Origin of the sequence: Facklamia sp. P9177 (genome assembly GCF_050409585.1) — a bacterium.
Taxonomy (GTDB): Bacteria; Bacillota; Bacilli; order Lactobacillales; family Aerococcaceae; genus Facklamia.
On record NZ_JBNUPE010000010.1, the window covers coordinates 35,776 to 58,328 of the forward strand.

A 22,553-nucleotide genomic window follows, 5' to 3' on the forward strand; every position below is an offset into this window, starting at 1 on the left:
TGTAAAAAAGGCCCTGATAATCAATCAGGACCTTAACTTATAGTAAAAGATTTAATTAGAAGATTTGGCAATTAATTACCGGATGCTAACCCTTCAAATTGCAAATGATCATTAGCTAAATCCACTTTTACAAGTGAGTTTGGCAGAATATCACCCGCTATAATCGCTTTAGCTAATGGATTTTCCAATTCTTTAGTAATAAAACGTAATAAAGGACGGGCTCCATAAATCGGATCATAACCTTTATCCGCTAGCCAATTGATGGCTTCTGAGGTTAATTGGAGTTCAATTTCTTGATAAGCCAAACGATGACGTAAATCTTTTAAGAATTTCTCTACTACACCTTGTAAATCTGCTCGAGTTAAAGGTTTAAAGAGAACGACATCATCAATTCGGTTGAGAAATTCAGGTTTAAAGTGGTTGCTTAAGGCTTGATTTACTTGTGTTTCTACTTCAGCTAGAATTTCTCCCTTATCACTCACTCCTTCTAATAATAAATGAGAAGCAATATTAGAAGTCATGATTAAAACAGTGTTTTTGAAATCTACAACACGACCTTTAGAATCAGTCAGACGGCCATCATCTAAAACTTGTAAGAGAATATTAAAAACATCTGGGTGAGCTTTTTCAATCTCGTCTAATAAGACAATGGAATATGGACTACGTCTTACAGCTTCTGTTAATTGGCCACCTTCTTCATAACCAATATAACCTGGAGGGGCCCCGACTAAACGAGAAACGGAATGCTTCTCCATGTACTCAGACATATCGATTCGAACCATGTGGTTTTCATCATCGAATAAGACTTCGGCCAAGGACTTGGCTAATTCTGTTTTACCAACACCGGTTGGACCTAGGAAGAGGAAGGAACCAATTGGTTTACGTGGATCTTGCAAACCAGCTCTTGATCTTAGGATGGCTTGTGTTACTTTTTCTACCGCTTCATCTTGCCCCATCACTCTTTGATGAAGCGTTTGATCCAAGTGCATTAACTTGGTTCTTTCTCCTTCAACTAAGCGACTGACTGGAATACCAGTTAATCTTTCAACTACTTTGGCTATTTCAACATCAGTCACACGTTCTTGAGTTAACCGTTCAGTATCAGACTGTAAAGTTTCTTCTGCTTTAGCCTCTAACTCTTTTAATTCTTGCTCTAAATGCGGAATTTCGCCATGCTGTAAGCGAGCCGCTGCTTCAAGATCATAATTACTCTGAGCTTCTTCTAACTGTCTACGCGCATTATCTAAGGCTTCTCGCTTATCTCTTAAAGCGTTAGAAGCTTCTTTTTCTACTTCCCAACGCATTTTCAGTTGATTGGCTTCTTCTCTTAAATCAGCCAATTCTTCTTGAAGATTTTCTAAACGTTTCTTAGAAGCCTCATCAGATTCTTTTTTCAAGGCAGCCTCTTCAATTTCTAATTGCATTAACCGTCGGTTGACAGCATCCATTTCAGTTGGCATAGAATTCATTTCTACGCGAATAGTAGCAGATGCCTCGTCAACTAAGTCAATTGCCTTATCTGGTAAGAAACGATCGGTAATATATCGATGTGATAAGGTTGCAGCGGCCACTAAGGCATTATCATGGATATTGACCCCATGGTGAATCTCGTAACGTTCCTTTAGACCTCTTAGGATAGAAATAGTATCTTCAACTGTTGGTTCTTGGACTAAAACGCGCTGGAATCGACGTTCTAAGGCCTTATCTTTTTCAATGTTTTCACGATACTCGTCTAAGGTTGTCGCACCAATACAGTGCAATTCTCCCCTTGCTAGCATCGGTTTTAACAAATTACCAGCGTCCATCGATCCTTCTGTCTTACCTGCACCAACAATGGTATGAATCTCATCAATGAAGAGTAAAATTCTCCCTTCGGATTCTTTTACCTCTTTAAGAACGGCTTTTAAACGTTCCTCAAATTCTCCACGATATTTTGCTCCTGCTATTAAGGAGCCCATATCTAAGGAATAAAGTTCCTTATCTTTTAAGTTTTCGGGAACATCTTTGCGAACAATTCGATGGGCCAATCCTTCGATAATGGCTGTTTTACCTACACCTGGCTCACCAATTAGAATCGGATTGTTCTTGGTTTTTCTAGATAAAATTCTGATAACATCACGAATTTCTTCATCACGACCGATTACTGGATCCAGCTTATTATTTTTAACCGCATCATTAAGATTCGTTGCATATTTATCTAGAGACTCATAAGTCTCTTCTTGGTTTTGTGATGTCACACGATCTCCCCCTCTTAATTTCTCAATTCTTTCTCTTAGTAGGGACTCATTAATAGCCTTTTGGTTTAACCATTTGGTCAAAGGATTATTTTTTTGCTTATATAAAGCTAGTAGAATCACTTCAGTGGCTAAGTATTCATCCTTATATTTCTTTGCTATTTGACTGGCGTCATTCAATAACTGAGTAAATCTTTGACTAAAGTGTTGGCCATATTGAATATTTTGACCGGCAACTTGAGGTAATTGATCAATTTCTCCTTCAATCACTGCTTGAAAAGCCGACCGATCAACACCTATATCTTCATATAATTTTGCAGCATAATGGTCTGCTTGAATAAATATACGCCATAAATGCGGGATATCAATCTCTTGATGCTGTCTTCTAATAGCAATTTGTTGCGCTTCAGCTATGGCGCTTTGCAAAGTGGTTGTCATTTTTTCTATCATATTCTCACTCCTTAAGGTCAGAATTGGTCAAATTATTTAATCTATATTAAAAGCTCTCTCAAAGAGCTTAAATTGAGTATAACCTATTGGTCAGGAATGGTCAATAGGTTGGGGCAAAATTTTTAGGAAAAAATAAACTTCTACTAAATTACTTAAATTATTTTAAAAAGTAATTAATTTCCACTTGTATAGAATCTAAATCAATCAATGAATGATCCTGATAATATTTCTTAATAGTCTTTTGACTCTGATCAATTATAAAATTTAATTGATGCCAGTCTGAGAGGTCAAGTGCATATTCTTCAATTAATAGAGAGATTCGTTGTAAGACTATATCCTTAATTCGATTCCTTTCGATACTGATTAAGAGCGGAAAGCCACTACGAATATCTGTGGCGATCATTGAGGAGGGTAAAAGAAGAATCAGTTTGAAAACCAATTGATTGATTTGGTCTTGGCTAACTTTTTCAATATAAGAACTTAAATCCACCCGATGGTCTAACCATTGTTTAGTTTTTTGCAAGCAATCACCTTTCTTATTATTCAAAAAAATCTTTTCTTTCTAAAGATAGCTTTTCTACGTACTCCCATATCTGATCGGTTTCTTTAAGAGAAGCTGCCTTTAAAAAGCTGGCCATCTTAACAATTTCTTTAAATGGAACCCGATGATAAGCAGGTTCGTGGTTGAAGTATGTATTTTGACTATAGGGTTGATCGATGATGGATTCCACAAATTCTACCGTATCTTGATAAGGAACAAGCGGATCATTTTCGCCATGCCAAATATATAAAGGGCGATTGGCTATCTTTTCGGCTTGCTTACTTAAATCTGACTGATAAATAATGGCAAATTCTTTATGTGTTTCTTTTAAAAGTTGATTATTCGTTAGACTTTGATTAGATGATGACTGGTTATTAATAATATTTTGATCAATCAACTTAGAAATGTGCGCACTCCCCATTAAGGAAACGGCTGCTGAAAGAAATGGGTGTCTACTGAGTAAAAGTAAAGTGGTCATTGCTCCCATTGACATTCCCGAAACTGCCACAAAATTATCCTTAGTCGTCGATTTAAAATGGTCGAATAATAATGGAAATTCTTCTATATTAGCTCGAAGAGCCATTAAAAAACCTTGCAATTCTAGCGACTTTCTATCCCCTCTTTTCCCATGTAAATAGGCATCTGGCATGACTACTCGAAAGCCTTGTCGGGCAATTTCCATACCAAAATGTAAATGTTCACCAGCTGAGTTGGTCCATCCATGATAGAAAAAAACAAGTGGTAAGGGCTGATTCACTTGCTCACTAGGAGATAGAGTCCGTCCTGGAAGAGGGCCAAATGGCCCATCTTCAATCACAAAATCAGAAACCATGACATCCATTACATCACTCCTAAAGCTATCTTGGCATAGCGTGATAATTTATCTAAAGACCAGGGTGGATCAAAAGTAATAGTAACTTCAACATTATTAACTTGAGGAACATCTTCGAAAGTTCCATTTAATTCATCCACAATAACATCTGCCATTGGGCACATTGGAGTAGTTAGAGTTAATAAAATCTTTAAAATCCCCTCTTCAGTTAAATCGGCTCGATAAATCAAACCTAAATTAATTAAATCGACCCCTAATTCAGGGTCAATCACATTCGATAAACGATCCACAATCATACGTTCTTCATCATTTAAACTTTTTGTGTCGCGCATTTTTTCTAAATCCATTCAAACGCCTCACTTTCTTTGTTTTCATTCTACATCAATTCAAGCTTTTAGCCAATAATCATGAATAGTTGCCCTTAAGCTTTCATATTTGCTATAATCGAAGCAATCTCTAAAGGAGGCGAATTAATGAGCCAACATATGATTGCCATTGATTTAGATGGCACTACTCTAAACAATCAATCCAAACTTACTCCTTTAACGATTCAAACATTGCAAAAATTAGATCACATGGGTCATTTAGTTTGTATCGTTACTGGAAGACCTTATCGGACTAGTAAAGAAATTTATCAAGTCTTAAACCTCGTTACACCTATGGTTAATTTTAACGGTGCCTATTGTCACTTCCCTGACCGACCTGAGTGGCTAGCAAGTTACTACCATGAGTTAGATCGTGAAATAGTCTTTGATTTATTTAACCGGCAAGATGAATTAGGCATTCAGCTAGTTTGTGCCGAAGGTAAGGAACGTCTTTATACTTCCTCAATGAATCTTCCTGAGTCACCCTATTATCCAGCCGAAGACGCAAGCTATCAAAAACTTTCTCGACAAACTCTCATTCATAATCCGATTGCTGTAACCCTTTTCACTTCGGAAGCAGACCAAATACCTATTCAAAAGAAAATCATGGCTAGCTATCCAAATCAAGTTTCTGTGCGAACTTGGGGGGGTGAAATACCCGTTTTAGAAGTGGTTAGTAAAAATTTACACAAGGCAGTGGGTGTTAAAACCATTGCTGACTTCTATCATATTCCTCGTCAAAATATTCTAGCCTTCGGTGATGAAGATAACGACTTGGAGATGATTGAATTTGCAGGTCATGGCGTGGCAATGAGTAATGCCATCCAACCCCTCAAAGATATTGCTAACGATATTACTGAGCATTCCAATGATCAAGATGGTCTGGCTCATTATCTTATCGATTATTTTAATCTTTCTTTTAATTAATAATAAGTTATTACTTTATTTCTGACTTCACTTTGATATAATTTATTTGAAGAGAATATTCTAATCTTGCTTATTGAAGGAGGCGTTATGATGTTGAAGCAACTTTTCAGTTTGAAAAAATTCAGAAGCTGCATTCAATCACTCTTTCTGAATAGAAACTCTTCCACTCAGCCTGCATTTCTTGGAGGTAACTTCTCAATTAAAATAATCAACTCACATATCCCCTAACCAATTTTTGGTGGGGGTATTTTATTTTATGTCAAGTAAGTGCAGAGACTAATTTGTGAAAGGAGTGTTGGGATTGTCATTAACTCAAACTAAAAAGAAAGGTTAAGGTGATCCAAATGCTTAAATTGCACGTATCTCGCTCCTAGGCGTTAATAGGAATAAAGTAAACCATCCTTTTAGCAAAAGTAATCAGAAACTAAAAAAGAGCAATGGAAGAATGTACTGACTCCCTAAAGTTGGATTTCATGGTCCAACTTCTTGGGGTCACTATATCCCTTGCTCTTTTACTTTGTTTAGAAATCGTCATCCTCATGCTCGATTCCATCATATAATTGATCAAATTCCATCGGCAGGTTGAAAAAGCTAAAGTCTTCAGATTCCTCTTCTAATGGTCTGTCGACTTGAACTTGTTTCCTCATAGCCTTTTGTTGGTCTCTACTAAAGAAATGACCTACCACTTTATTCGAACGAATAAAGTTAATAAAAGCTTTAGGGTCTGTTTGTCGAATGGCTTGCTCTAAGGGGAACATTTCATAGCGGTTTAAAACAACCATTAAGACATCTCGTTTATCACGCGAGTAGCCACCTTGTCCTTCAAGAATAGTTACTCCTCGAACAATTGACTTATAAATAGCGTTGACTACTTCATCCGTATTATTAGTCACTACTAAAGCTGTAAGGCGTTGCTCATTGGTATGAATGGCATCAATTGTTTTAGCTAAGGCATAAATGGAGATCAAGGTATAAAGGGCAAATTCCCAATCATATAATAAGCCAGAAGCTAAAATAATTAATGAGTTGATGGCAAAACCAATGAATGCCACATTCATATCAGTAGCACGAGAAATTACCAAAGTAATAATATCTAAACCACCACATGACATACCATATTTAATAGTTATCCCAGAACCAATGCCACAAATCACTCCACCTATAATCGCATTAAGCAACGGATTAGAAGAAATGACTGTTAAAGGAATCATATTAGTTGCTAAGGAAGATACAAAAACAACAATTAAGGTCCAAATAGTAAACTGCTTTCCTAATTTCACCCATGAAAGAATAATAATCGGAATATTAAATAGAAAATAGATATTCCCTACTGTCATATAAGGACCTATAACTGGGATATTCACTGCAAAGTAGTTTAAAATTTGTGCTAAACCAGAAGTACCTGATGAGAAAATATTTCCAGGCATTAAAAAGAGCTTTAAGCCAATACCTATACATAAGGCAGCTGTTAAGGCCACCGTCAGTTCAAATAAAAAGTTTAGCCAAGGTCTTTGTTGTATATATTCAATGATCAATTTATTTTTCCTCCATTAAATCATTGGATTAGCAGATTCGCCTAATTTCTTTTCCAATTCAACAAGTAATGCGCGCGCAATACTAGAACCCATTACCAATACTTCATAAATTAAAGTAGGGTCTTGAGTGGCTCTTAGTAGGTTACGCAGGTAAATTTCACCATCTCCTGCCAAATAAAGGTTATAATAACCTGTTTTAGCTTCGTTTAATTCATTGATCGCTTCTAATGCTTCAGGGCGCTGATTATAATCTTTTAATAAATGAACATGACGGTAAATAATCTGAGCATCTAAATGAGCGCCTTTAGCATTTTGAATAATCACTTCTACAACAAGTCTACGCTCTTTACTCACCTTAAATTGAAAACGATATAGGTGGTTTCCGTCTTGAATTTCTTGGTAATTAGCAGGTAATTTCTTTTCTTTTAGTAAAGCATCAAATCTTTCTTTAAATTCTGACATTAATTTCCCTCTTTCCTCACAATAAGTGTAATCGAATTTAAGTATATCAAAGTTTGACTTTGAAACAAAGGATTGACTTTCACAATTAAATTGCATAGCTTATAGATAGAATCATAAAAAATTTATATTATTTGAAAAGAGGTAGGAAATGGATAGATTAGAAAAAGCTCAAACTGTTGAAGATTTAATCGAAATTATAAATCTTGAGGCTATTAAGCAGTTACCTAAAGCAACCGAACATTTTATTTCCGATTTACATGGTGAATTCGAAGCCTTTGATCATTTGCTACGGAACTGCTCAGGTGTTATTTCAATTAAGGTCGATGACCTTTTTCATGATACTCTAACTAAAGATGAAAGGTTAGAATTGTGTTTCAATATTTATTACCCAGAAGACTTGATATTAAATGCCAAAAAAACAAAAGATGAATGGATGACACTCCTAGATCAATTAGTTCAAATTACGCGCCATGTTTCTAGTAAGTATACCCGTTCCAAGGTAAGAAAAGCTCTACCAAAATCCTATGCCTATATTCTAGAAGAACTTATTTATCAATATGACGAAAAAGATAATAAGTCACGCTACTACCACACTATTTTTAACACCGTTATTGACCTCAATCTTGCTGACCACTTTGCCATGGCTTTAGCTCAGTTAATTCAACGTTTTGTGGTTGACCACCTCCATGTATTAGGAGACATCTACGATCGAGGACCAAATCCGGATAAAATCGTAGACCGCCTAATGGAAATTCCCTCGCTTGATATTCAATTAGGTAACCATGATATTATCTGGATTGGTGCCTATTCAGGATCATTAGCTTGTTTGACCAATGTTATCCGTATCCAGCTGCGCTATGGTCATAGTCAACTCTTGAAAGATTATGGAATTGACTTAAGTCGCTTAGCCAAATATGGCCATCGCTATTACCAAGACAATCCAGCCTTTCACCCTCGCGGAGATAATTCCGAATTAAGCCAAGAGGAAATTGATGAAATCACACTCATGCATCAAGCTATTTCGATTATGCAATTCAAAGTGGAAAGTCAAATTATCCAACGGCGTCCTGAATTCAATATGGAAGAAAGACTCTTACTGGATAAATTATCCGCTGACCGGCAAAGTGTCGTGGTTGAGGGCGTTGAATACCCAATTAAGAACGGTTGCTTCCAAAGGGTCGATTCTGCAGAACCCTTTGAACTGACTTTAGGCGAGGAATTAGTACTCTTAGACTTATTGCATCAATTCCAAAATTCTGAAAAGTTACAACGTCATATTAACTTTTTAGTCTCAAAGGGAACCATGTATAAGTGCTACAATGGCAACTTACTTTTCCACGGCTGTATCCCCACTCATCAAGACGGGGAATTTATGAAAGTCACCCTAGATGGTAAAGAATATAGTGGACGCAGTTTGATGGAAAAGTTTGGCGAATCGATTACACGAACTTTTCTAGATAAGAACTCTATGGATGATTTTGATACCGATTTAGTATGGTATTTATGGTGTGGTCCTGTTTCTACACTCTTTGGTAAACATGCCATGAAAACATTTGAACGTTACTTCCTTGAAGATAAAACAACCCATAAAGAAATTCAAAATCCATATTATGAGTTAAGGAATGATGAAGATTTTTGCCTAAAAATGCTGGCAGAGTTTGATTTAGAACCGACCGGCTATATTATTAACGGACACACACCTGTTAAAGCCGTCGCAGGTGAAAAACCGGTTAAAGCCAATGGAAAAATGTTAGTCATCGATGGTGGCTTGGCAAAACCTTATCAAAAAGTAACCGGCATTGCCGGCTATACCTTAGTAGATAATTCATTTGAAATTTATATCTGTGCTCACCAGCCATTTACAAGCAGAGAAGATGCTATTGCCTCACGCTTTGATATCCTACCAAAGAAATATGTAGTGACTGAAAAACCAAAACGTTATTATGTTGCCGATACTGATATTGGATTAAGCTTGACTCGGCAAGCTAATGAATTAAAGAAGAACTTACCTACATATCGCTCGGATATCTTTGAACAATAAAATAGTTTCTCATTTAAATGTAGAGAGGAGACCCTCAAAAGAACGTTTTAAACGCTAACTTTTGGGAGTCTCCTCATGTTTATTTTAAATGAAAAAAATTTCCTAACAAAAAAAGAAAGCCTACAGAATAGGCTTTCTGAGTCTTTTCTAACGTCCGCGTTCTCTGATACGTGCTGCTTTTCCAGACAATGAACGGATATTTATTTTATTGTTCATTACATTTCACTACGTTTCAAAACGCCTATAAATAGGCATTTGTAATTCATAGGTATTCATTGCATTTCAAAATATCATGCCCCTTTTGCCCCTTTTTTGCCCCTTTTTATCTCATAATTTTTTTAAAATAATTAAAACTTTTATTGTAAAAAGTGTTGACTTCTAACAACTTTAGTTGTATAATAAAGTCAGAAGTTAAGGAAAGGAAGATTAAAATGAACGAGATCGACAAGTTAAGAAAGATTATGAACTCTGATATGACAGATTCTGAATTAGCAAACATCGCCGGCATGAGTCAGCAAGCAATAAACAAGTATAGAAAAGGTCAATCTAAACTGGAAAACATGAGATTCGAAAGTGCTTTAAAACTAACAAAATATCAGGAGGAATTAGAAATGGAAAACAAATTTAATGAAATCGTAGAGTATTTAGAAAATTATAAGAAAACTAGTTCAAATGAAATGGACCCTATTTTTAAATTATTTAAGTCAGACGTTTATACAATGTCTAAAGAATACAATTCGGGTGAAGGTTTCTTGTATAGTAAAGAAGATTGGATTGACTGGTTAGAAGAATCAGAAAACGAAGAAGAATTAAAAGTAGCAACTTCAAAAGATTATGAAATTGTCTATAACAATGTAGACGGCATGGTTTTATATCTTTAAAAATGGCACGAACAAGTAAAATTAAGGCGGGCGATCGTTTTGGTCGCCTAACCGTTTTAAGAAAAACGGACAAAAAAATAAAAGGAAATTTTTTATGGGAGTGCGAGTGTGAGTGCGGAAATACATGTCTTGTAAAGACGTGCAATTTAAATAATGGGAAAGTTGTTTCCTGCGGCTGCTACCATGATGAAGGGTATAAACATTTTGATAAGATACGACCTCTCGGCACTAAGAAACTACAAGAAGCACGAATTGATGGGACATCAATTTATAATATTAATTCTAAAGTACCTATTACAAATACGACTGGTTATAAAGGTATTTCGAAAGGTCAATATAAAAAATACCGTGTGACTTTGCAGTTTCAGAAGAAACAATATTCAGGCGGTGAATATGATGACCTTCAAGAAGCGATTAAGGCGCGTAAGGCTTTAGAGGATAAATATTTTAAGCCAATAATTGACAAGACAAAAAAGAACCCCACCTCCAATTAGGAAGTGGGGAGTTTTTCTTTTGATTATCTTTTGAATTTAATTTATAAGAGTCTTAAAAGCGACATATAGACCAATCACCGTTAATATAAACCCAATCAAACCTTTAACCAATCTTAACAATTCTGATTTTTCCATCTTTAGTCACTCTCAACTCCTCGTCCGCTTCCAATTCGATCGCTTCTTCTTTTGGATCGTCTACTTTATCGACCGGCTTTTCTTCTGTCGGTTTCGTATCTTCAGTTGGAGCTAGAGGAACATCTTTGTGTTCTGGTTCTTTAATCAACAAGTTTTGACCTACTATGATTAAGTTGGATTTTAAATTATTCCAATCAATAAGTTGTTTTACGGTAAGATTGAAATCATTAGCTATCTGCCACAAAGTATCTCCTTTTTTGACAGTATAATATTCTACATTCTCGTCGGTTACTTTTAATTCTTGGCCAGTTTTTAACCATTCGCCTTTTTGAATGCCATTCCACTCTCTTAATTGGTCGACAGTTTTACCATGAGCTTTCGCAATTGCCCAAAGGGTGTCTCCGTGTTTGACGACATAAACACCACTTTTTGATGCTGTGACATTTTGATTTGTAAAATCTCCCCAATTGCTGTCTAATTTCTCGGCAATAAATTTGCGATATTGAGCAAGTTCACTGATCGAATATCCCGGACATGATGTTTGCATAAATTCTTTGTGACCTTTGATTGAGTTTCCTGACAAGTGTTTCAGCGGATTAGTTAATAACCATAAAATCAAATCTTGCTCAGCTTGATCCTGTGCTTTTGTATAGTTATATTTTGAACTTGCTTCCCTTGAAATATGCACTGATTCAGGGTTGACAGCGCCTGCGCCATAGCTGACAATACTCAAATCATAGTTTTGAAAAATATTTCCTGCTCTATCTATAAAATAATGATAGCCGCCCAAATTCCAACCGTGATGATTTCGCCAATAATTCTCATGGTTTCTGATGACCTCGGCACCATATCCCTCGTTTTTTGTTGCTGTGTAATGTCTAATAATATATTTAATTTTGTGTAGCGAGCGTTTCGGATAAACACCGTGTCCCGGATAACCCAACGCTTGTTTCGTACGGTCGATTATTCTTGGTTTAGGATATTTTACTGTCATAGGCATTTTCTCCTTATCATATTGTTTCAAATCATATTCATTGATTAAATTAATTAGTTTTACTCCATAAGTTGAATCTGTCGCATACGTACCCGCTAAAGCTCTTGCCTGCTGTTCGGGTGTCTTGGCACTTAAAACATCTTTGTATGCGACGTTTTTGCGATAGTCTGTAGATGTAAAGAAACTTGCATGATCCTTTACTGACAACTCCCAAGAAGCATACTTCCTAAAATCCCCCGGAACTTTAATTAGTTTTCCAGTAACTTCTTCTTTGGTAATCTTTGTGTATAATTCTCCTGCCCAAGGATAACTTGCCTTAATTCCAAATAAATTTTTGCCATTTTTAGCTAAGTCAGATTGACCGTAATTAGACTCTAAACACGCTTGCGCAATTCTAACGGAATTAAAAATAGGACTGGAATATTTTTCAACCAGTCCTGCAACCATTTCTATAAATTGTTCTCTATTCATCATTTTTACCTTTTACTTTCGGATTCCGATAAGCATCATCAAGTGTCATAGTTACCTTGCTCATATCAATCTCTGTGTTTTCACGATTTAACTTGTCAAAATATTGTGAAACAAAATTAGGCAAAGGGACTCCTGCTTGTCCTAAGTTTTCGATAACAGAAATGCCATAAGTCGCTATATAAAAGACGACAAAACTAGTGGCAATTGATTTAAAACCAAGAACAGATAAAACTGGATAGACTGATAAAACTAGCGACACCACTAGCAAGTGTTTAATCAACCCTTGTAGCCCTTTTGTAGAATTAGCCACTTCACCTAAAAAACTTTTTGCATATCCCGTTACAAAATCTGCCACTACAAACCAAGCAAAAATAATAATATAAACATTGTGACTAATTGCTTGATACTGTTCAATTAATTTCTCTAATTCGAATTGTAATTCCATCTTACTCCTTCTTTCTGATTATTTTTACTATGCAAAAAGAGCCAGTTATCAAAAAACTAGCTCTTTTATCGATCAATATTTCTTTTGTTCTATCCTATTTGTTCGGCCGCTTGATCTTCCGCATTGTCCTCTCCTCCTTCATCAGAAATCGGTTCTGACTCCTCGTCTGCTTCAATTATTCCTAACTCGATACATCTCTGACGGACGGGCTCTCTCCATAGTCCTGGCACTCTTTCGATAGTCCAACCTGTTCTATCGCTATGTCTTATTAAATTCACGAACATATTGACCATTACTGCATACCTCCCATTAGACTTTCAGTTAATTCTCCAATAATCATCTGCATTTCAAGTTTTGCGCCTTCAACCTGTTTGGTCATTTCATCCTTTGCCTTTTGAGTTTCTTCTTCAATTTGATGTTTCGCTTCGATTAATTCTTCTTGAAGCCTCTTAATGGCATTCTCGGGGTTTAATCGGTCACGAATAACTTGTTTGCATAATTCAATGACTTCTTTGTCTGACTTGTTAGTCTGGTCGCCGATTAGTTCGATTGTGTCAAATGACGAATTGCGCCCCTCTGAATATTCCAAGTGAACGATTGTGTTGCCGTTTGGCATTAATAATGACTCTTTTAATTTGTACATAATTTATTTCCTCCTAAATTAAATTGTTCCGCCTAAATCACGAATTGCCTGTTTTAACTTTTCTAATTCACCAACTGTTATAATATCTTTAACGTGCGGTATGTACGGTGTAGCCTTATCGCCATATTCCACTTTAATATCGCAATCGTCAGGATATGATAATTGAATGGTATCGGCATTTGATGGAGTAGTAACGGTTTTTTCTAGTGCAGATGGGCCACCAAAATAATCTCCAGAGATAAATTCTCCTCTACCATCATAAAAAACAAATCTTAAACAATCAGCTCCATCACCCGGCGCGGACGGACTTAAGTTTTTGCTTAAAGTGATAACTTTGTTAGACAAGATTTTATTTTTCGGTCCCAGCGAATGTGGTCCATAAGTTCCGGTTGTAATTCCATTTCTTGGATCTCTAAAAAAAGTGGATTTATTTTCTTGGTTTCTGCTATATAAATTCTCACTTTGAAAAGGACCCGCTTCAACTTTGTTAACTAGATCTTCAGGAGCCGGTGTCCAGTCTGTAGCGATTGAGCCTTTTGAAAGTTTAATTTTTATTTTTTCTCCTATATAGAAAACATCAACTTTTTCTGGTACATTTACGCCTTCAGGTTTCACCAAAACCCGAATAAATTCTTCATTCTCATTTATTCTAATGGTTTTGGGGTTATCATAACTCCATTTGTAGGTTCTAACTCCATTTTTATTTATATTGTAAATATGTATAAAAGTCTTTAATTCTGAATATTCAGAATTATTAAACAATTGCAATTTATATTCCCCGGTTGATACCTTTATATAATCGCTTCTATAGGTTGTGTTAGATGGATAGTCAACACCACTTTTAGGATTTCCATTTACAGACCCTATTTGCCAATTAATCGGATTGTTTGATAATAGATTTGCAATACCAAGGTCGCTGTTGGTCGTTAAATACTTCCCCAACGGTTGATACCGACTGTCACTCTCTGACTTTGTTAGATATTCTCCTTTCGGTTGATAACCAAATTGGGCTTGTTGTTTTGTTAGGTAGTCTCTTTGAATATCTTGTTTTAATTGGGTGTCGTTGTAAACCGGACCTTGTGGGCCTTGTGGACCAGTGCTTCCCCTCGGTCCAGTAGCACCTTGCGGACCTCTATCCCCCTTATCGCCTTTAGGTCCAATATTCCCTTTGTCTCCTTTCGGTCCAGCTGGACCTCTCGATGGCTTCTTTGTATCTTTCCCGTCGATAATCCATGTGCCATCTGAATCAATTTTAGGTGTCACTCTTGGAGTAACTAAGTTTACTACTTCATCAGCCGATGCTTTTTCTACTTTGGGGACAATTCGATTAATTAATTCTTCGACGCCAACCATCTGAATAAGGTTTAAATCACTTGCTTTAGACGACGGTGTAATTCTCCAAAAATATCTGTGCTCAGATGGGAAAATGTACTTATTATCAACAACAAATTCCATGTAATATTGGTTTGCTGGAAGATCCCCATTGATAACAAAACTTACCACCCCGTCTGTCCCGACCGTGGTATTTGCAATTGTCAATTTCTCTTTAAAGTTAGTTGTCAGTAAAACGATTTCTACTGGTTTACCACTCAGTTTTAAATCATCTCGGTCATAATCGACCAATTTAAACTTCAGTGTAGTTTTATCTCCCTGTTTAATAACAGTTCCTGTATTGAGGTCTTGGACGGATAGTATTCCGTGTCCTTGCATATTACCCCTCCGTTTCTTCTAACTGTTTCTTTAATTCTTCTATTTCGTCATCTTTAGCTTGTATTTGATTCGATAGTTGATTGATAATATCATTCTTTGATTCGATCGTTTTTGCTAAAATATATGCCATTTCTTCGACTGTATTCATAGAAATCCTCCTTATAATTTTCTCCATGGCGAGCTTCTGCCATCAGTTACATAGACACCACTTCCAGTAATTAAAAGCCCAGCATAACCGTTTGGATTTAGTATTGTTACACCTTTTATACCACTTACCGAACCTTCGCCAATTTCGAATCCATGAGTTGCTCTTTCGTCCCCGAAAATAGTGTTAACTAAATACGTGTTCCCGTTAGTCCCATCTACAGCAAGCGCACGAATTGAACTTCTGGAATTTCTAGGAAAATAACTTATCCCAAAATAACTGTTTTTCTCTGGACGGAAAGAAATACCGTTTTTTCCGTATAAAGCACCTCCATCTGATACGTTCGTTACATACTCTAGACTTCCTAATTTTATTCCTTTTTCGAAGAAGTCGATTCCGTCGTCGTCAAAATAAGTTGATGATCTTCCCAAATTATCAACTACCGATACCCCATCACCAGTTATTTTTAGTTTGGATTTAATGCCGTCAAATACATTTTGAACCCATGTTGCGGAGTAACCAGTCATCCTATTTACATTTAAACTATCAACAATTGCTTCAGCTATTACTGCTTTATTGGCTTTCAAACTATCTGTAGTTAAATTTTTAGTGAAAATATTGTTAGCAAAGGCATCGTCCATTACTGTTGTGCCGTCTAATCTGATTTGATCACCTTTAAAGTACAAGCCTTTTTCTCCTAAGTTGATGCGAGAAATAGCTCCTGCTTGACCAAAAAGCGCGAAATCAATACTATCTTGCTGTTGAGTGAAAGCTGATTTAAAAGCAGTGTTTTCTGATAACGGAGGGAAATAATCGGTTGCTGTGGAATTTTGTTCAATCTGCATTTTTGCCATCTTCACAAAATTTTTAGGTACAGTACTAAGAAATACTATGTATAAATATTTTTGGAATTGAGGAATAATGATGTTTTCAATTTTCGACGGGCTGGTGTGACTAGCAATCAAATTTAAAGGAAGGTATTCATTCAAACCACTCGAAGTAAAACAATACATTAAATGGTTGTTTAAGTAATGTTTATTGTCAAAAGAGATTGAATATGGTTTCTCGCTCTCAACCTCTATTGCGATTGTGTAATGGTTATTGTTCTTGCTTATAAAATAAGCTTTTCCGTCGCCATCTGGTCTAAACTTAAACCCCCAACCTTCCATAATATTCTCATGGGCAATGTTTTTATGTATCTCTAATTTAGGATTAGAAATTTCATGTTGAAAAATATTACTTGTCATCAAATACCTTGCGGTACTGTCCGGCGTTGAAATGATTTGTTCCATACTTTTAACAGTGTTAGTTAGTTGGTTTATCCCAGCAACTTTTCCTTCACTAACTTGAGAAATTGTTTGATTTATCGAATCAACAGTTGCTTTTATGACAGTATTTTTATAAGTTGAACCATCTACGTAATTTTTGAGTTCAGCTTTAACCTTTCCTGCTTCTGCATTGAATGTAGTAGATACAAATGATTTGTTAGCTAGATCATCCCACCCATTTATATTTTTAGACGGGTTTGTTTTTATTGATGAAATATTAGTGTTTATTCCATTAATACCCTTTTCGTAAGTCGCCGCTTTGACATACCCTTTCAACATTGTGTCAATATACTGACTTTTAGTGTAAGATGCAGACGCTTCTATTAATGCTTGCTTATATTTATCACCCTTAATCTCTTGAATATCTGCTTTAATTCCTTTGCTTCCTACATCAATTTGAGTTGAAACAAAAGATTTGCTCGCTAAGTCGTCCCACCCCTTTATATTATTTAGTGGGTCTGTTTTTATTTCAGAAATGCTTGCTTGGATACCATCAATTCCTGTTTCATAAGTAGATTGTTTAACATATTCATCAAGAGTCACATCAATGTAATCAACCTTTAAAGAATCTATTGTTTCAGTTATTGTTTTGTCAGAATAACTTTTCAAAGCTTTTTCCATCAACCCATCTAACTCTTGTGCTCTAGCTATCGCTTCTGCCTTTTTCTGTTCAACATCAGCGCTTACTATTAAGTCCAATCTTTTCGCTTCGTTTACAGCTTCTTGATATTTTTGTAAAGCTATCTCTTGTGCCTTTTTATTAGCTTTTCCAAGCGTTTCGAGACCAGCATCTGCGATCGCTTGGTTAGCTCGTTTTTCGGCGTTTCGTATATCTTGTAGTAGTTCTTTTGTTTTCGATTCTATCAGTTTAAATTGGGATTCAAATTTTTCTTTATTGATTGTTTTCTCTACCCAATCTAATTTCCCATCAACCATTTCATACTGCCAAACAGATCCATTCGATTTAAACCATAGATCACCCTCATCAGGATTTTGTGGTTCATCATCTGAATAGTAGTTAGTGTTTTTGCCATTTGCAGACTTGAGGGCGGTAACTGCTGTCTTGTTAACTTCATCAAATTTAAAGGCTAAGTTGTTAGCCGTGTTGATTTGATTTCTAACCAAACTTCCTTGGTAAACGCCTAGAGTAATTTCTTTGTAACGACAGTTTAATAAATCGTATTCAATTGAAACCACTCTTGCTTTTACAAACAAATCAAATTCTTCTTCATAAACTTCTATGGTGTCACCTAAATTCACAGATTCTAAAGATCGATAATCTTTATATTCTTCCGTCATATTTAAAGTGACGAAATTCACCTTGTAAGTCGCTTTAGGTTTGTCTATACCACTCTCAAAAGCTTTATGACAAGCTTGACGCATTTCTGAATAGATTCTTTGCTTTTCTTGATCAGAAAGCTTTTCGAAATCTCCTTCAAATTCGCTTTTAACTTCAATCTCTTTAATCATTGGATGTGGATAGTTACTAATTAAAGGACTATCTACGTATTTTTCAGGTAATGAAATTCCGTTAGGGCCTTTTGGTAAAATCCTAGTGGCCACGTTGTCAATATCGATTTCTCTTTCAAAACCAGTAAGATTTTTTCGTGAACGTATAGAATCTTTTAAATTCTTGCCAATTCGTTTGTTCATCGATAACGTAAAACGCAATCGTTTTAATTCTCCACCAAACCGATTGATGAACGTATTGTCATCGTTTCCTATAATGGCTTGCATCGGATTCTTCCTAACGATACGTATATTTGCCTGCTTATTAATATCGCTAAATAATTTAAAACGATGTGGGTATTGAGTGTTCATTGATATATGATCCATAGCCGTTTGACCTGTCAAGCCAACGATATTAATATCTTCAATGAAGTTATCAATTAGATCGTATGTAATGTGTTCTGCATAAATTTCATAGTTTCTTAAAGTGACTTTGATTTTGCGAATGCGGAAATAATCTTCTTCATCATTCATATCGGTGATTTTTAAAATATCTAGCTCATTAGGCAACTTACTCTTATCTACTTTTTTTGAACGATGAGGAATCAATATTTTTATAAATTGTTCTCCATTTAATGTGGAGTGATATGTAGCTTCTTTCGCCCAATTATCTAATATTGGTCGTCCCACTCCTGCCAATTCTTTATTAGTGATGGCGGATTTATTAAATACAGAAATCATAAGAAGCGCTCCTTAAACTCGACTTCAATCGATGTAACATTGCCTTGAGTAGTGATTATATTTTTGCCAATCGGCAATACCGGGAAGGATTTTGTGTGTATTTTTTCAGCTGACGAATTGGGCGTTAAAGGATTGTAGTAGTCTAACTTTTCGCAATCGATAACCATTTCATCTAACATTCCTTCAATTGTCATTGATAGGTCATTCACTTTCAAAACCACATCACCTATGCCCTTTATTTTTATAATAGGCAAAGCGTGATATGTTCCTCTATTATTAACCTCTACCAAATTAATACCTTTAGTTATATTAAGATACTTATAGTATTCAAAAGGGTCTAAAACCATATCGATATTAAAAGCACCCTTTTGATAAAACTCGTTCTCAATATCACCTATTTTTGCGGACTTAACACGGTGATAAAATTCCGGATCATCACCAAAGATCATATTAAAAGAGCGTTTATTTAAAAACGCCCCTTTGAATTCTCTTAATTTAGGCTTTAGATTTTCCTCAAGAATGTTCACATTTAAAGTAAGTTGCCTGTTTTTCAAAGCTCCAAATTCAGTTAATCCACCATCCAACAAGTCAACGTTATCATGGTGGACAACTTCTCTTTCGGTGGTTGGGATAAACGGTCTTTCAACAAGACAAAGATTATGGTGGCTTAAAACTATTTCATCAAAAAACACATCTAACATTTTAGACCAACCCCAATCCTCTATTTATTCTTGTTTCTTTTTCTCCCAATTCCTTATCAAGAATTTCTATCATGTTATACACATCATAATCACTAGCAATATCTGCATATACATTAATAGTGTTTCCACCGTATTCTTGATTAGTAATATTAGTCGCTTTTACAATACCTGCACCAATTTCACCTAAAACTTTAGAAGTCAAAGGAAGGATAGCTTCTGGCCCTGCTTCTCCACCAACATGAAAATTCTTCCCATCAAATCCGAACGGGAATGCACCGGTCATTAAACCACCATCTTTATACCAGCTAATGCCAAACGATGGAACGCTTGGCGGATTTAAACTGAATCTACCATTAATTGTAAAGTGCGGCAATTTCAATTGAGGTAAGGACCAACTGAAATTAAAGAAACTCTTGATGCGATCAATACCATTTCTAACTGCATCTCTTGCTCCATTGATTTTATCTGTTATTGCTTGTTTGATATTGTTAAATATTTCCACAGTTTTATTCTTTGCGCTATTAAATCCGTTTATCATAAAGTTTTTTACAGAATCGACAGATTGTTTGGTATTGGATATGATTCTGCTAAACGTATTAAAAACTGTTTGTTTCATTGTTTCCCAAAAGCCAGACCAATCACCATTGATAGCTTGCATAATAGCTTTGATGATTCCTAATATAAAGTCCATTGCTATTCTGATTGTTTCTTGAATGATAGGCCATACCGTTTGAGTGACCCCTTGAATCAAGCCCCAAACTAATGTTACTTTAGCGAGTACTTGTTCTAATATGATTACTATGAAAGATTGAATCCAACCCCAAACAGTATTAATTGTCTGTTTGATTAATTCGTTGTTTTCATTCCACCATGCGACCAATGTTCCCCAAATCTCCATTATAAAATCGCTAATCGATTGAATGATGGGTTGTAAGAACTCTTTTATAGCATTCCAAGTGTTTATAACAGCTTCTCTGAATTGGTCATTGGTTTCCCATAAGTGTTTTATTGCTAAACCTAAGCCTACTATTGCAGCTACCACTAATGCAATTGGAGCGATAACAGTTGTAATCGTTGTCCCCAAAAATGTAAATGCAGCTATGATTCCAGCTATAATTGGAGCCAATATACCTAATGCCGTTACTATTATTCCCATTACAACTATAAATTCTTTTATCGGATTTGGCAGATTAGAAAACCATTCAAATACTTTTTTTAACAAATTTACTAATGTTTTTAATATTGGAGCCAAAACTTTTGAGATTTCTTCTCCAATATCACTCATCACTAATTTTAATGCATTCTGTGTCTTCTCAAATTCCTTTATAGGATCAAGAGTATCTTCATAAGTAGATTTAACCTTACCTGCTGCTTCTTCCGACGCTTTGGATAATTCTTCCATGCTAAATGTCCCACGTTTTATCGCGTCAACCATACGCACAGCGCCTTTAGTGCCGAATACTTCTTGAGCAATGTTCAACGCTTCTGTTTCATCTTTAGCGTTCATAATTGCATCTATTGTACCTTCAAGGCCTTCTTGTAATGATTTCCCATCTTTCGCATAAACGACAGCGGCTTTACTCAAACTACTTAATGCTTGACTGGAGTCTACCCCTGCTTGTTCGAATTGCCCCATCAGAGCCACACCTTCGCCAAATTCAAGTCCTAGAGCTTTAATTTGTGGCGCACCTTCAATCGTCTTTTGCATTAAATCGTCTACTGATTGGCCAGTTCCTTGTGCCACCATTGTGGTTGAATCTAATACGTCGCCTAACCAATCGGCAGATAACCCGTAAGCTTCTAGCGCTTGTTTGGCCATAATGGACGTATCAGTAACATCTGCCCCATTTATTTCTGAATAGCGAATAATATCTTTAGAAGTTTCCTTCAAGGCATCGCCAGTTAAACCAAATTGCGTGTTTACTTCTCCAACTGCATTACCAATCGTCTCAAAGTCAGCGGGTATTTCAGTAGCAATTTCTTTAGCTTGTTGCTTCATTTCCTCTAAAGGTTTGCCAGTTGCGCCTGTTTTAGTAGTGATGATATCCATACCAGCATCTACTTCTCTAAACGCTTCTATAGCTGACCTGCCGAGCTCGATAAGTTTATCACTAACATTTTGTAAACGATCGCCAAACTCCATGAGTAAATCGGCTTTCATGGTATTATTTAACTTATCCATTCCGTCTTGGGCATCACCAGATGCATTTTTTAAATCGCGCATCTCGTTCTCAACTTGGTTGAATGCTGTCTTAGATTCATTCAATGCCGTTTCCAATTGCATGACTTCGCGTGAGTTCTCGCCATATTCTTTCTTGGCTAATTCAAGTTGTTTTTCTAAGTTTTGCACTTGTCTTCCGACTAGTTCAGATTGTTGAGCTAAACCTTTTTCGGCCATCTCTAATTTTTCTGCATCGGTTGCTGTTTCAGACATGGACGATTGTTGAAGTTTTAATTCGCTGTTTAACTTCTTACTTTCATCAGCTAATTTTGCTTGTTCATCTTGTAAATCTGCAATAGCTTGTTTATTCCGTTCGCTTTCTTGAGCAGACTCGCTCATTGAACTTTTAGACTTGTCGAGCGCTTGGGTCGTTTCGGTAATAGAGTTCTTTAATCGTTCTTCGTTACGCTGCGCATCTAATAGTTTGTTGCCCCATAATTGCGCTTCTTTTGAATTCTCACCCATCATCTGCTTAGCCTGTTCGAACGCTTGAGCGGTCAGCTCTGTCTTTTGTTTAGCAAGATCATACTCTTTTGATAATTTATTTAAGCTCGCTTCGAGTTTGTCTGTTTCAGAACCGGTCAATTTCATCTCTTCTTTTTGAAGTCTGAATTCTTTATTCAATGTAGTTAAACTTGAATTGATGTCTTTGATACCACTGTTAAATTCTGAGTTTAGAACTTTATAACGAACTTTTACTTCTTTTTCAGCCATTTATTTCCTCCTTTCCGTATTTATTCACTGTGTTTATACGCTTCTAAAATTGCTTTGTTATATGCCAATTCTTCCAATTCGACAAAAGGGATTG

Annotated in this window: 19 protein-coding genes; 4 read left to right on the top strand and 15 right to left on the bottom strand. The window is 36.0% G+C overall.

Features of this window, described 5'->3' with window-relative positions; genetic code table 11:
- Positions 1-71: 71 nt before the first annotated feature.
- The 4 genes from clpB to ACQV18_RS06335 form a co-directional block, all read right to left on the bottom strand.
- The gene (gene clpB / locus ACQV18_RS06320) at positions 72-2,684 is read right to left on the bottom strand and encodes an ATP-dependent chaperone ClpB (protein WP_428873926.1); all 2,613 of its coding nucleotides are present in this window, start codon (positions 2,682-2,684) and stop codon (positions 72-74) included.
- Positions 2,685-2,841: 157 nt separating this feature from the next.
- A complete protein-coding gene (locus tag ACQV18_RS06325) occupies positions 2,842-3,207 on the bottom strand; it encodes a hypothetical protein (protein ID WP_428873925.1) in 366 nt (121 codons plus the stop codon).
- A 16-nt stretch (positions 3,208-3,223) separates the two neighbouring features.
- Positions 3,224-4,066, bottom strand: a complete 843-nt coding sequence (locus ACQV18_RS06330; RefSeq protein WP_428884932.1) for a serine aminopeptidase domain-containing protein — start codon at positions 4,064-4,066, stop codon at positions 3,224-3,226.
- Positions 4,066-4,404: a metal-sulfur cluster assembly factor gene (locus ACQV18_RS06335; RefSeq protein ID WP_428873923.1), complete on the bottom strand. Its 339-nt coding sequence runs from the start codon at positions 4,402-4,404 to the stop codon at positions 4,066-4,068. The genes ACQV18_RS06330 and ACQV18_RS06335 overlap by 1 nt, the downstream gene beginning before the upstream one ends.
- 126 nt (positions 4,405-4,530) lie before the next feature.
- On the opposite strand from ACQV18_RS06335, the gene ACQV18_RS06340 reads away from it, so the two are divergent.
- On the top strand, positions 4,531-5,349 hold the full coding sequence (locus ACQV18_RS06340) for a Cof-type HAD-IIB family hydrolase (RefSeq protein ID WP_428873922.1): 819 nt from the start codon (positions 4,531-4,533) through the stop codon (positions 5,347-5,349).
- Between the two features lie 521 nt (positions 5,350-5,870).
- Here ACQV18_RS06340 and ACQV18_RS06345 read toward each other — a convergent pair.
- Positions 5,871-6,884: a YitT family protein gene (locus ACQV18_RS06345; RefSeq protein ID WP_428873921.1), complete on the bottom strand. Its 1,014-nt coding sequence runs from the start codon at positions 6,882-6,884 to the stop codon at positions 5,871-5,873.
- Positions 6,885-6,899: 15 nt separating this feature from the next.
- Positions 6,900-7,346 carry a hypothetical protein gene (locus ACQV18_RS06350; protein ID WP_428873920.1) on the bottom strand — a complete coding sequence of 149 codons (447 nt, stop codon included), beginning with the start codon at positions 7,344-7,346 and terminating at the stop codon, positions 6,900-6,902.
- Between the two features lie 148 nt (positions 7,347-7,494).
- On the opposite strand from ACQV18_RS06350, the gene ACQV18_RS06355 reads away from it, so the two are divergent.
- The 3 genes from ACQV18_RS06355 to ACQV18_RS06365 all read left to right on the top strand — a co-directional run bounded on the left by ACQV18_RS06355 (position 7,495) and on the right by ACQV18_RS06365 (position 10,762).
- Complete coding sequence (locus tag ACQV18_RS06355; RefSeq protein ID WP_428875445.1) at positions 7,495-9,387, top strand: fructose-1,6-bisphosphatase; 1,893 nt, start codon at positions 7,495-7,497, stop codon at positions 9,385-9,387.
- A 431-nt stretch (positions 9,388-9,818) separates the two neighbouring features.
- A complete protein-coding gene (locus ACQV18_RS06360) occupies positions 9,819-10,268 on the top strand; it encodes a helix-turn-helix domain-containing protein (protein ID WP_428892742.1) in 450 nt (149 codons plus the stop codon).
- A 2-nt stretch (positions 10,269-10,270) separates the two neighbouring features.
- Positions 10,271-10,762 (top strand): hypothetical protein, encoded by a 492-nt coding sequence (locus ACQV18_RS06365; protein ID WP_428892743.1) that lies wholly within the window; start codon positions 10,271-10,273, stop codon positions 10,760-10,762.
- Positions 10,763-10,865: 103 nt separating this feature from the next.
- On the opposite strand, the gene ACQV18_RS06370 is transcribed toward ACQV18_RS06365, so the two are convergent.
- The 9 genes from ACQV18_RS06370 to ACQV18_RS06410 form a co-directional block, all read right to left on the bottom strand.
- A complete protein-coding gene (locus ACQV18_RS06370; RefSeq protein ID WP_428892744.1) occupies positions 10,866-12,365 on the bottom strand; it encodes a LysM peptidoglycan-binding domain-containing protein in 1,500 nt (499 codons plus the stop codon).
- Entirely contained in the window at positions 12,355-12,807 is a 453-nt protein-coding gene (locus tag ACQV18_RS06375; protein ID WP_428892745.1) for a phage holin family protein, read from the bottom strand. The genes ACQV18_RS06370 and ACQV18_RS06375 overlap by 11 nt, the downstream gene beginning before the upstream one ends.
- 89 nt (positions 12,808-12,896) lie before the next feature.
- The gene (locus ACQV18_RS06380) at positions 12,897-13,100 is read right to left on the bottom strand and encodes a hypothetical protein (protein WP_428892746.1); all 204 of its coding nucleotides are present in this window, start codon (positions 13,098-13,100) and stop codon (positions 12,897-12,899) included.
- Positions 13,100-13,450 carry a hypothetical protein gene (locus ACQV18_RS06385; protein WP_428892747.1) on the bottom strand — a complete coding sequence of 117 codons (351 nt, stop codon included), beginning with the start codon at positions 13,448-13,450 and terminating at the stop codon, positions 13,100-13,102. The genes ACQV18_RS06380 and ACQV18_RS06385 overlap by 1 nt, the downstream gene beginning before the upstream one ends.
- 18 nt (positions 13,451-13,468) lie before the next feature.
- Positions 13,469-15,160, bottom strand: coding sequence for a collagen-like triple helix repeat-containing protein (locus ACQV18_RS06390; protein ID WP_428892748.1), 1,692 nt, complete (start codon positions 15,158-15,160; stop codon positions 13,469-13,471).
- 1 nt (position 15,161) lies between these two features.
- Positions 15,162-15,308 carry a hypothetical protein gene (locus tag ACQV18_RS06395; protein ID WP_428892749.1) on the bottom strand — a complete coding sequence of 49 codons (147 nt, stop codon included), beginning with the start codon at positions 15,306-15,308 and terminating at the stop codon, positions 15,162-15,164.
- Between the two features lie 11 nt (positions 15,309-15,319).
- Positions 15,320-18,823, bottom strand: coding sequence for a phage tail spike protein (locus ACQV18_RS06400; RefSeq protein ID WP_428892750.1), 3,504 nt, complete (start codon positions 18,821-18,823; stop codon positions 15,320-15,322).
- On the bottom strand, positions 18,820-19,524 hold the full coding sequence (locus ACQV18_RS06405; protein ID WP_428892751.1) for a phage tail protein: 705 nt from the start codon (positions 19,522-19,524) through the stop codon (positions 18,820-18,822). Before ACQV18_RS06405 ends, ACQV18_RS06400 begins: the two co-directional genes overlap by 4 nt.
- A 1-nt stretch (position 19,525) precedes the next feature.
- Positions 19,526-22,459, bottom strand: a complete 2,934-nt coding sequence (locus ACQV18_RS06410; protein ID WP_428892752.1) for a phage tail tape measure protein — start codon at positions 22,457-22,459, stop codon at positions 19,526-19,528.
- Between the last annotated feature and the right edge of the window lie 94 nt (positions 22,460-22,553).

What these genes read in the sequence shown, in the direction of transcription:
- clpB (WP_428873926.1), bottom strand. Translation starts at nt 2,684, where the DNA reads ATGATAGAAAAAATGACAACCACTTTGCAAAGCGCCATAGCTGAAGCG.
- ACQV18_RS06330 (WP_428884932.1), bottom strand. Translation starts at nt 4,066, where the DNA reads ATGGATGTCATGGTTTCTGATTTTGTGATTGAAGATGGGCCATTTGGC.
- ACQV18_RS06335 (WP_428873923.1), bottom strand. Translation starts at nt 4,404, where the DNA reads ATGGATTTAGAAAAAATGCGCGACACAAAAAGTTTAAATGATGAAGAA.
- ACQV18_RS06340 (WP_428873922.1), top strand. Translation starts at nt 4,531, where the DNA reads ATGAGCCAACATATGATTGCCATTGATTTAGATGGCACTACTCTAAAC.
- ACQV18_RS06350 (WP_428873920.1), bottom strand. Translation starts at nt 7,346, where the DNA reads ATGTCAGAATTTAAAGAAAGATTTGATGCTTTACTAAAAGAAAAGAAA.
- ACQV18_RS06355 (WP_428875445.1), top strand. Translation starts at nt 7,495, where the DNA reads ATGGATAGATTAGAAAAAGCTCAAACTGTTGAAGATTTAATCGAAATT.
- ACQV18_RS06360 (WP_428892742.1), top strand. Translation starts at nt 9,819, where the DNA reads ATGAACGAGATCGACAAGTTAAGAAAGATTATGAACTCTGATATGACA.
- ACQV18_RS06365 (WP_428892743.1), top strand. Translation starts at nt 10,271, where the DNA reads ATGGCACGAACAAGTAAAATTAAGGCGGGCGATCGTTTTGGTCGCCTA.
- ACQV18_RS06370 (WP_428892744.1), bottom strand. Translation starts at nt 12,365, where the DNA reads ATGATGAATAGAGAACAATTTATAGAAATGGTTGCAGGACTGGTTGAA.
- ACQV18_RS06375 (WP_428892745.1), bottom strand. Translation starts at nt 12,807, where the DNA reads ATGGAATTACAATTCGAATTAGAGAAATTAATTGAACAGTATCAAGCA.
- ACQV18_RS06380 (WP_428892746.1), bottom strand. Translation starts at nt 13,100, where the DNA reads ATGGTCAATATGTTCGTGAATTTAATAAGACATAGCGATAGAACAGGT.
- ACQV18_RS06385 (WP_428892747.1), bottom strand. Translation starts at nt 13,450, where the DNA reads ATGTACAAATTAAAAGAGTCATTATTAATGCCAAACGGCAACACAATC.
- ACQV18_RS06390 (WP_428892748.1), bottom strand. Translation starts at nt 15,160, where the DNA reads ATGCAAGGACACGGAATACTATCCGTCCAAGACCTCAATACAGGAACT.
- ACQV18_RS06395 (WP_428892749.1), bottom strand. Translation starts at nt 15,308, where the DNA reads ATGAATACAGTCGAAGAAATGGCATATATTTTAGCAAAAACGATCGAA.
- ACQV18_RS06400 (WP_428892750.1), bottom strand. Translation starts at nt 18,823, where the DNA reads ATGATTTCTGTATTTAATAAATCCGCCATCACTAATAAAGAATTGGCA.
- ACQV18_RS06405 (WP_428892751.1), bottom strand. Translation starts at nt 19,524, where the DNA reads ATGTTAGATGTGTTTTTTGATGAAATAGTTTTAAGCCACCATAATCTT.
- ACQV18_RS06410 (WP_428892752.1), bottom strand. Translation starts at nt 22,459, where the DNA reads ATGGCTGAAAAAGAAGTAAAAGTTCGTTATAAAGTTCTAAACTCAGAA.